This is a genomic window from Acidobacteriota bacterium (genome assembly GCA_016703965.1).
In the GTDB taxonomy this organism is placed as follows: domain Bacteria; phylum Acidobacteriota; class Blastocatellia; order Pyrinomonadales; family Pyrinomonadaceae; genus OLB17.
The window spans coordinates 611295-619761 of the sequence record JADJBB010000025.1 but is presented as its reverse complement, the minus strand read 5'-3'; the positions used below and the strand labels follow the sequence as shown (position 1 = coordinate 619761).

The following is an 8467-nucleotide window of genomic DNA, read 5'->3' as shown; positions in this document are numbered from 1 at the left end:
GCCATTGGTTGATGGATTTTCGTCGAGCAGTATTGTGGACAAAATAAAAGAAAATGAAACACCGGAAAACGTGAAAGACAGCTCGGTCATCGAGCTGTCATTGAATCAGCACCTCGAGGTCTTTAACAAGGTCATCGGTGAAATAACCGGCCCGATCGAGGATTGTGCGAAGCTTCTCGTTGACACATTCAAAGCCGGTAGGAAGGTCCTGATCTGCGGAAACGGCGGCAGTGCAGCGGACGCTCAGCACATCGCCGCGGAATTTGTTGGGCGGTATGAAACGGAACGACGAGCGTTACCGGCGATCGCTTTGACTACCGACACTTCGGCACTGACGGCACTCGCAAACGATTACGATTTTGAGCGAATCTTTGCGCGTCAGGTCGATGCTTTGGCGGTGGAGGGCGATTGTTTGATCGCGATCAGTACGAGCGGGAATTCGCGAAACGTGATCGCTGCTGTGATGGCGGCCCGAAACCGCGGCTGCTCGATCATTGGAATGACCGGAGCAGCGGGGAAGAAACTCGCGTCGCTATCGGATAGGTGCATTCTCGTACCATCAGACCGCACCGCTCGCATCCAGGAAGCACATATTACGATCGCTCATATCTGGTGCGAGATTGTCGACGAATGGATGGCTACCGATCCGGTTATTGGTTAAATTGATGAGAATTCTCGACGATCTATCAAACACAAAAGTTCTCGTCATCGGCGACGTGATGATCGACCGTTATTGGTGGGGAACGGTAAACCGCATCTCGCCCGAGGCTCCCGTGCCGGTCGTCTCGCTCGACAGCACAACCCTCACCGCCGGCGGAGCCGCTAACGTCGCAGCAAATATCGCCGGGCTCGGTGCAAAACCATACCTCATCGGTATCTCCGGCGACGACGAAGCCGCGGCCTTCCTTCCAAAGATCATGGAAGATACCGGAATAGAAGATTTCCTCTTTTTTCCTGTCAAAGGCCGTTTTACGACGCTCAAAACCCGCATAGTCGCCCATAATCAGCAGATCGCAAGGCTCGATCAGGAAACTGCAACCGATATCTCAACTGACGAGATCGAGGCATTTTTGCGAGACATCAAACCGCTGATCGCTGAAACAGATGTGGTCGTTCTGTCCGATTACGCCAAGGGATTTTTGACAGCCGATCTTGTTCCAAAGTTGATCGCATATGCCAATGAAAACGGAAAACCGGTACTGGTCGATCCGAAAGGCAAGGACTACTCAAAATACGCCGGAGCCACGATCCTAACGCCAAATCAACGCGAAGCCGCTGACGCGTGCGGCCTCGAAATTCATTCGCCTGATATCGTCACGATCGCTGGCGAAAAACTCCTCCACGATCTCTCGCTCGAAGCGATCCTCATCACGCAGGGCGAACGCGGGATGACGCTTTTCCAAACCGGCCACGAACCGCGAAACCTGAAAGCATCGGCCCGAAATGTCTACAACGTGACCGGAGCCGGCGACACCGCGATCGGCACAATGGCAGCGGCTTTAGGCGGCGGACTGTCGTTTTTTGAAGCTGCTGAGATCGCGAATTTTGCCGCCGGCCTTGTGGTCGAACAGGTCGGCACCACGCCGATCACCCGCGAAATGCTTACCGCCGAAACCGCCCGCTTTCAGGTGCTTTCCACCTAGATGAAAGCCCCGAGCCAGAAAAAAGTACTTGTTTATCTGATCGGCTCGCTCGGCGATACTATTGTTGCCATTCCAGCCCTTAGAGCCGTACGAAGGCATTTCGCTGACGCCGAGATCGTCCTTCTTCAAAATACGCAGCCAAACCATGTAGTCACGGCCTCCGAGGTGATCCCGAAAAACCTGATCGACCGCAGCCTCGCCTACACAAGCGGAGCTGGCCAGATCTCTTCATATTTCCATCTCTGGACGAAGATCCGAGCCGAAAAATTCGACGCCGCAGTATATCTTGTCATCAGCGAACGGCCCGAAGCATCTGTCCGCCGCGACCGCTTATTCTTTCGCTCCTGCGGTATCCGCAAGCTTTTTGGTTTCCACGCGTTTTCAAAAAACGAGCTTTATCCGATTGACGAATCTGGCCGCCCTGCGATGACCCAACATGAAGCGGTCCGCAAACTTGAGCGTCTCAAAAACGACGGGATCACGATTTCGAGATCCGAAGACCTTAGTCAGCCGTTTTTCGAGATCTCAAAAGCAGAAAAGGCTGAAACGGAAAAATGGCTCGCTCAGCTCAGGGAAAAGCCGCATTTGCCGCTGCTTGCGATCGCTCCGGGCTGCAAAACGCCCGCTAATTTTTGGCCGACAGAGAATTTTATCAGCATCGCAAAGCAACTGACGGCTGAAGATCTTTGCGAGATCGTTATTGTCGGAGGACTGGCAGAAAAACAGTTGGGCGACGGTTTTATCGAGAAAATTGGCAGCGGAATAAATGCGGCAGGGAAATTCGCCGTCAGGGATTCGGCGGTGCTGCTTTCACTGTGCGAACTCTATCTTGGGCTCGACACCGGAACGACACATTTGGCGGCTGCCGTGGGAACGCCTGTTGTTGCCTTGTTTCATGAACGCGATAATCCGGGTCAATGGTTTACGCTCGGTGATCGGCATACTATTTTTCAACATGATGTTCCATGTGCCGGCTGCCGCAGCCAGGAATGTCCGGTCGCCGGGCATCCGTGTATGAACGGCATACCGGTCGAGCCCGTCCTTGATGAATTGCGAAAAAAGCTGCGCTCCGCGGAAACTGATCCGCCCGAACTTCGCATCTTAAAAGTCTAGCTGCTGCTCGACTGACAATCGAACTTGTTTCCCGACCGCCGAAACCATAAAATAACGCTTTCCCGATAAAAACGAATGTCCATCCTCATCATCGGCAGCAGTGGAATGCTCGGCCACAAACTTTATCAACGTGTGAGTTCCGAATTCGAGGTTTTCGCGACGATTCGGTCAGATCTCGCGGCGATCGAGAGGTTTGGGATATTTAAGGGCCACTCGGTATTTTCAGACGTTGACGTTACGGACATCGCGGCAGTTTGTCGGGTTATCGAGGTAGTGAAACCAGATTGCGTCGTAAATTGCGTCGGCGTCGTCAAACAAAACCCCACGCTCGCTGACAAGATCCGCACCTTGACGATCAATTCAATATTTCCCAACCAATTGGCTCAGCTTTCGGCGGAATTCGACTTTCGCCTGATCACGATCAGCACCGATTGCGTGTTTGACGGCAAAAAAGGGAACTATTCAGAATCTGACGAAGCCAATGCCCGCGACCTATACGGCTTGAGCAAATTGCTGGGCGAAGTTACGGACGGCCGCTCGCTCACGATCCGTACGTCGATCATCGGCCGAGAGATCACGACCTCGCATAGCATCGTCGAGTGGTTTCTAGCTAATCGCGGTCGAACGGTCGATGGATACACGAAGGCGATCTATTCAGGCTTTCCAACGATCGAACTGGCAGACATTATCGCGGATTTGATCAAGAATTTCCCTGATCTTAATGGCCTGTTCCATATCTCAAGCGATCCGATAAGTAAATTCGATCTGCTGACGCTCGTCAACAAATATTTCAAATCAAACGTCTCGATCAAGCCGAGCGAAGCGGTCGTTGTTGACCGCAGCCTCGATTCGGCGAAGTTCAAAACGCTCACTGGCTTCACCCCGCCCGACTGGGAATCAATGATCGCAAGAATGGCCGCCGACCCGACGACTTACGGTTCATTCCGCTAATGCTCCAACGACCAACGATCCTCGTCATTTGCGACTATTACCTGCCAGGTTTCGAAAGCGGCGGAGCGGTCAGGACGCTGGCGAATATGGTAGATCGATTGGGTGAGCAATTTGATTTCCGCATAATTACTCGCGATCACGACGGAAGCGCGGTGCAAACATCTTACACGACCGTCAACATCAGCGAATGGAATCAGGTTGGAAAGGCCCGAGTTTATTACCTTTCAAAAGCCGAGGTCAGTTCTCGGCGTCTGGCCACGCTAATAAACGAATGCAATGCGGACGCAATCTATCTCAACAGCTTTTTCAGCCGGCTGTCGATCATGTATCTAACGATGCTTCGCTTTCGCCGAACTCTGAAAAAGCCCGTGATAATGGCGCCCGAAGGCGAATTCTCTCCCGGAGCATTATCGCTAAACCCGTTGAGAAAGATGCTCTATATCGCGAACGCTAAGGTTCTGTTGCTCTCAAAAAACTTCACGTGGAAGGCCGCGTCGGAAGAAGAAAAGAAGGATATCACGCGTGAATTAGGCAGCGGTCTCGATGTCCACGTCGCCCCGAACATGCCGCCGAAGATGATCAATCCTGAATACGATCAAGACGCCAAACCAATAAAAAAGCAAGGCGAGGCTCGGATGATCTTCCTCTCGCGGTTCATGCGGAAAAAGAATTTCAATTGGCTTCTCGAAAATCTTCGCGGTATCGATGAAAAACTCTCGTTTGACATCTGCGGAACGCTCGAAGAAAAAGATTATTGGGAAGAGTGCCAACGGATCGCCGCGAGCTTGCCGAAGAACATCTCAATTAGATCGCTCGGGCCCCTTCCGCACGAACAGGTTTCCGAAACCCTGACGAAATATGATTTTTTCATTCTGCCGACGCTAGGCGAAAATTTTGGGCACGTATTTATCGAGGCTTTCGCATCAGGAGTTCCGCTGATCATCAGCGACCGCACGCCGTGGCGAGGTTTAGCGGCAAAAGGCATCGGCTGGGATCTGCCGCTCGAAAAGCCTGATGAATGGATCAAGGCAATTCAGGCAACAGTTTCGATGGATAACGATCGGTATCGACAAATGTCTGCGGCAGCCCGCAGATTCGCGGTCGAATGGCTCTCTGATCCCGGGATCGAACGGTCGAATATCGCGATGCTAAATGCCGCTCTAGACCGTTAAACGGCTTTTCTTTGCGGACTTGCTTGCTTCGCGGCTTTGCGGGAACAACACGCCTGTTTCCCGCAAAGACGCAAAGTATGCAAAGCTCGCTAAGGAGAGATTTCAGCTATTCAGCCTGCGATGCTAAAATTGCTCTGCGATCTTGGCACTTCGACCTCAAATGAACGAACTAGACGGCAAACGAATTCTTGTCACCGGCGGCACGGGCTCGCTCGGGCAGACTCTTGTAAAACGCATCCTCACGGGCGAATTAGGTACGCCTGAACAGATCACGGTTTTCTCGCGTGACGAAGCCAAGCAGCATTACATGCGGCTCGATTTTCTGCATCGCGAGACGGCGACGGATGATGTTATCTATCAGAATTCGAAGGACCGCCTGAATTTCCGCATCGGCGATATCCGCGATTATTCTGCGGTCGTCGCGGCAATGCGTGGAGCCGATATTATCTTCAACGCGGCGGCCCTCAAACAGGTTCCGTCGTGCGAATATTATCCGTTCGAGGCCGTTCTGACCAATATCTACGGTGCCGCGAACATAGTTCGTGCCGTTCGCGAAAACGACCTGCCAGTTAAAAAGATCATCGGCATCTCGACCGACAAAGCCTGCAAGCCCATCAATGTCATGGGTATGACAAAGGCCCTGCAGGAACGTGTCCTGATCGAGGCAAACCGCGATCTGCCCAACGTTCAGCTAAACTGCGTCCGCTACGGCAACGTCATCGCATCGCGCGGTTCGATCGTTCCGCTGTTTGTCGATCAGATCAAAAAAGGCCAGACACTGACGATCACCTTGCCGGAAATGACCCGGTTCTTGTTGAGTTTAGACCGAGCGGTCGATACGGTTTTTGAGGCGGTTAAAAGCGACGGCCGCGGATTAACATTTGTGCCAAAAGTCGCTTCGGCTAAGATCACAGATGTTGCCGACGTACTGATGGGCGAAAACAAGCTGCCTATCGAGTTCACGGGCATTCGTCCCGGCGAAAAGGTTCACGAGATCATGGTTTCTGAGGAAGAGTGTTTCCGCACTGTCGAACGCGGCGATTATTACGTGATACTGCCGGTTTTGCCGGAACTGCGTGACGAAACGGATGTTTCGGCTGCACTTGCGGCCGAGTATTCGTCTAAGGATAACAATCTTACCGGCAGCGAACTCCGCGACCTTCTGTTAACAGCGGGCTCCGAGATCAATCAGTTCTTAACTGCGTAATACGTCGTAAAGTTATGAAAATAATGACCATTTTCGGCACGCGGCCGGAGATAATCAGATTAAGCCTTGTCCTGCGAGTGCTGGATCAGCACTGTGAACACGTTACCGTTCACACGGGTCAAAATTACGACGAAAGCCTGAGCGATATTTTCATTCGCGACCTCGAGATACGCACACCGGACGTGCATCTCGGCATCAAATCAAAGAGTTTCGGCGACCAGATCGGTCAGATCCTAACGAAGACCGACGAGCTTCTCGAAGCTCACAAACCGGACCGTGTGCTTATTCTCGGCGATACAAACAGCGCCTTGTCTGCGATTCCGGCGGCGAGACGGCAAATTCCCGTGTTTCACATGGAAGCCGGAAATCGCTGCTACGACAACCGCGTCCCGGAGGAGGTCAACCGCCGCATTATCGACCATTCCAGCACGATCCTGATGCCGTACACGGAACGCAGCAAGGACAATCTCGTCCGCGAGGGAATTGAGAGAGATCGAATCTTTATAACGGGAAATCCAATAAAGGAAGTCCTCGATAATTTCAGTGACAGCATAGATTCAAGCGAGGTAATGAAGGCCCTGAACGTCTCGCCGTTCGAATATTTTCTAGTAACTCTGCACCGGGCCGAAAATGTCGATTCTGCCGAGCGGATCAAAAAGATATTTGATGCTTTGAGCCAAGTCGCGACGAAATTCGGCAAGACTGTGCTTATCTCGGTTCATCCGCGAACCGCCGAAAAGCTTGAACAGCATGGGATTCGTCCGGCGTCGCCAAACATCCGGCTGCTCAAAGCCCTGGGCTTTTTCGACTTTGTAAAACTCGAGAAGAACTCTCTCGCCGTTCTCACCGACAGCGGAACCGTGCAAGAAGAATGTGCGATTTTCGGTATTCCGAACGTCACTCTACGCGACGTGACCGAACGCCCGGAAACGATTGAATGCGGCAGCAACATTCTCGCTGGTGCCGAAACGTCCGCCATCGTGGAAGCTGTCGGCCTTGCCATTGCTCAACCCGCTGCATGGACCGCTCCAAAAGAGTATCTAGCCGAAAACGTGTCGCAAACGGTCAGCAAGATCATGCTCGGCTACACCAGCCTTCGCCGCCACACGTCTTAGTTTCATGGGCGATAATTCTCAGGAAAAAGCCAAAACGCTCTGGATCTTGACCGAGGTTTATTATCCCGAAGAGATCTCGACCGGTTATTACCTTACCGAGATCGCCGAAGGCCTCGCCAAGCAACGCGAGGTAAAGGTCATCACCGGCCAACCCAAACACATGTCCCGGGGCCTTCAGGCTCAAAAGCATGAATGGCGAAACAACGTTGAGATCTTTCGAGCAAACGGAACGACGCTCGATAAGAATGCCTTCCTCTTTCGGCTCTTAAACATGCTTACCATAGGCATCTCGATCTTCCTAAAGTCACTCAAACTATTCAAAAGAGGTGATCATGTGATGGTGGTCACGGCACCGCCGAGTTTGCCGGTGACGACGGCTCTCGCGTGTCTGATCCGAGGGGCGAGCCTGACGCTCTGCATTCAGGACAGCTATCCTGAGATCCTCGTCGCGGTCGGAGCTTCAAAGCCGGATTCCTCGTTTGTCAAATTTGCTAACTTAGTCAATCGTTGGGTTTATAAGCACGTATCAAATATCATCGTGATGGGCCGCGATATGAACGAGCTATTCGTTCGCAAGACCCAAGGCCTGGATATCCCGATCATTACCATCCCGAACTGGGCGGATCTCGACACGATCTACCCGACGCCGCGAGACGACAACGCTCTGCTTAAAGAGCTTGGCATCGAGGATAAATTCGTATTTATGTATGCCGGTAATATCGGGCATCCGACCGATGTTGAGACGATCATCGAAAGTGCGAAATTGTTGATCGACAGGGAAGAGTTCCACTTCGCTTTCATCGGAGCCGGAGTTAAAAAACCGTGGATCGAGGCCCACGTTCACGATCACGGTCTAAAAAACGTAACGATTCTAGACTATCGCCCGCGTTCCGAACAAAATATTTTCCTAAACGCCTGCGACATCGGGCTTGTTGCCTTAATAAAAGGCATGTGGGGAACCGCGATGCCGAGCCGCACCTATAACATCATGGCCGCGGGAAAACCGATCCTCGCTTTGACGGATGAAGGCTCCGAGCTTGCTCAGGTTATTGACGAGGACGAGATCGGTTGGCACCTCGTTCCGGGCGATGCAAAATTACTTAGTGAAACTATCGAGAAGCTGTATAAAAACAGAAGTGAACTGCCGAAAATGGGCGAGCGGGCGAGAGCCGCCGCGTTGGGCAAATACTCAACCGAAACAGCCATCGAATCCTACAGCAAAGCCCTTAAATAAAGCTTGGACGACAATCCATATCGATGTTTGAC

The 8467-nt window shown here is 52.2% G+C and carries 8 protein-coding genes; all 8 read left to right on the top strand.

Going from position 1 to position 8467, the window contains the following annotated elements:
• Positions 1 to 4: 4 nt before the first annotated feature.
• The 8 genes from IPG22_20290 to IPG22_20255 all read left to right on the top strand — a co-directional run bounded on the left by IPG22_20290 (position 5) and on the right by IPG22_20255 (position 8435).
• Complete coding sequence (locus IPG22_20290; protein MBK6590626.1) at positions 5 to 661, top strand: D-sedoheptulose 7-phosphate isomerase; 657 nt, start codon at positions 5 to 7, stop codon at positions 659 to 661.
• 4 nt (positions 662 to 665) lie between these two features.
• Positions 666 to 1643: a D-glycero-beta-D-manno-heptose-7-phosphate kinase gene (gene rfaE1, locus IPG22_20285; protein MBK6590625.1), complete on the top strand. Its 978-nt coding sequence runs from the start codon at positions 666 to 668 to the stop codon at positions 1641 to 1643.
• Positions 1644 to 2756 carry a glycosyltransferase family 9 protein gene (locus IPG22_20280; protein MBK6590624.1) on the top strand — a complete coding sequence of 371 codons (1113 nt, stop codon included), beginning with the start codon at positions 1644 to 1646 and terminating at the stop codon, positions 2754 to 2756. It begins immediately after the preceding gene.
• A gap of 75 nt (positions 2757 to 2831) precedes the next feature.
• The gene (locus tag IPG22_20275) at positions 2832 to 3707 is read left to right on the top strand and encodes an SDR family oxidoreductase (protein MBK6590623.1); all 876 of its coding nucleotides are present in this window, start codon (positions 2832 to 2834) and stop codon (positions 3705 to 3707) included.
• The gene (locus tag IPG22_20270) at positions 3707 to 4879 is read left to right on the top strand and encodes a glycosyltransferase family 4 protein (GenBank protein ID MBK6590622.1); all 1173 of its coding nucleotides are present in this window, start codon (positions 3707 to 3709) and stop codon (positions 4877 to 4879) included. The genes IPG22_20275 and IPG22_20270 overlap by 1 nt, the downstream gene beginning before the upstream one ends.
• A gap of 160 nt (positions 4880 to 5039) precedes the next feature.
• Positions 5040 to 6086 carry a polysaccharide biosynthesis protein gene (locus IPG22_20265; GenBank protein MBK6590621.1) on the top strand — a complete coding sequence of 349 codons (1047 nt, stop codon included), beginning with the start codon at positions 5040 to 5042 and terminating at the stop codon, positions 6084 to 6086.
• Positions 6087 to 6100: 14 nt separating this feature from the next.
• A complete protein-coding gene (wecB, locus tag IPG22_20260; protein ID MBK6590620.1) occupies positions 6101 to 7201 on the top strand; it encodes a UDP-N-acetylglucosamine 2-epimerase (non-hydrolyzing) in 1101 nt (366 codons plus the stop codon).
• Between the two features lie 4 nt (positions 7202 to 7205).
• Positions 7206 to 8435 (top strand): glycosyltransferase family 4 protein, encoded by a 1230-nt coding sequence (locus IPG22_20255; protein MBK6590619.1) that lies wholly within the window; start codon positions 7206 to 7208, stop codon positions 8433 to 8435.
• Positions 8436 to 8467 lie beyond the last annotated feature (32 nt).